This is a genomic window from Caballeronia sp. ATUFL_F1_KS39 (assembly GCF_023630985.1).
Lineage (GTDB): Bacteria > Pseudomonadota > Gammaproteobacteria > Burkholderiales > Burkholderiaceae > Caballeronia > Caballeronia zhejiangensis.
Genome location: NZ_JALQDZ010000072.1, coordinates 1 through 1196, shown reverse-complemented (window position 1 = coordinate 1196; position 1196 = coordinate 1). Strand labels below are relative to the sequence as shown.

The 1196-nt window shown below is 61.0% G+C and carries 1 protein-coding gene; it reads left to right on the top strand.

What is annotated here, in order from left to right; translation table 11 throughout:
* Positions 1-209 precede the first annotated feature (209 nt).
* A complete protein-coding gene (locus NCR93_RS31630) occupies positions 210-1160 on the top strand; it encodes an IS110 family RNA-guided transposase (RefSeq protein ID WP_502799870.1) in 951 nt (316 codons plus the stop codon).
* The last annotated feature ends 36 nt before the right edge of the window (positions 1161-1196 follow it).

Genomic DNA, 1196 nt, shown 5'->3' with positions numbered 1-1196 from the left:
AGCTGCTTTCTTTGGTTACTTGTATATTGAATCTGGCGTCCGGAAGCTGATCTCTCCCGTTCGCTCGAAGCGGTAGCCCGTTTGTGTTACATGGGCTCACAGCCCGAAAGAAAGCTGGTGGCGCCGCTTCTCCTTACCGCTTTGAACCCGGACAGTTGACTGAGCCTCGAGCTCGTATCTTTGCAAGTATGGGTGCTGTGGTGAACCAAATCCAATCCTCTTCCGTCTCGCCTTTGTTCGTTGGCATCGATGTCAGCGGCTCCTTTCTCGACATCGCCTTCCACGAATCCTCCGAACTCTTTCGCCTGGCCAATTCTCCCGATGGCTTCGCGCAGCTGATCCACCGACTGCTGCCGCTCAACCCACAACTCATCGTGCTCGAAGCCACCGGCAAGCTCGAACGCGCCGTCCTCGAAGCCCTCTGCCAGGCCGGCTTGCCCGCCGTCGCGGTCAATCCCAAGCGGGTGCGCGACTTCGCCAGGTCCGCCGGCGTACGGGCCAAGACCGATCGCATCGATGCGCGCCTCATCGCCCGCTATGGCGCGACCATCAAACCCGAAGTCAGACCCCTGAACGACGAGCAAACCCAGCAGTTGCAGGCCCTCATCCTGCGCCGTGCACAGCTCATCGAGATGCTCACCGCCGAGCAAAATCGCCGCAAACGCGCTCATAAATCCGCTTTGCCAAGCATAGATGAGTTCATTCGCTTCATCTCACAGCGCATCAAGGACGCCGATCGCGACATCGACGCCTTCCTGCACGCCAACGATCTCTGGTGCAAGACCGAGGCCGTGCTGCGCTCGGTGCCCGGCATCGGCAAAGGCGCCGCGGCCGTGCTCATTGCCTTTCTGCCCGAACTCGGAACCCTCAACGCCCGCGAAATCGCCTCGCTCGCCGGGCTCGCCCCGTTCAATTCCGATAGCGGCGCCCACTGCGGCCAGCGACACGTCTCGGGCGGCCGCCCCATCGTGCGGCGCGCCCTCTACATGGCCTGCGTCGCCGCCCAGCGATCCAACGCGCACATCAAGGCGTTTTGCGACCGCCTGCGCGCCAGAGGCAAAAAGACCAAAGTCGCCTTCGTCGCAGCAATGCGCAAGATGCTCACCCAGCTCAACGCCATGATGCGCGACGGCACAACTTGGAATCCCCCAAAACCATGATCCTTACCAACTCAACCCTTGACGCTCAATACAGTT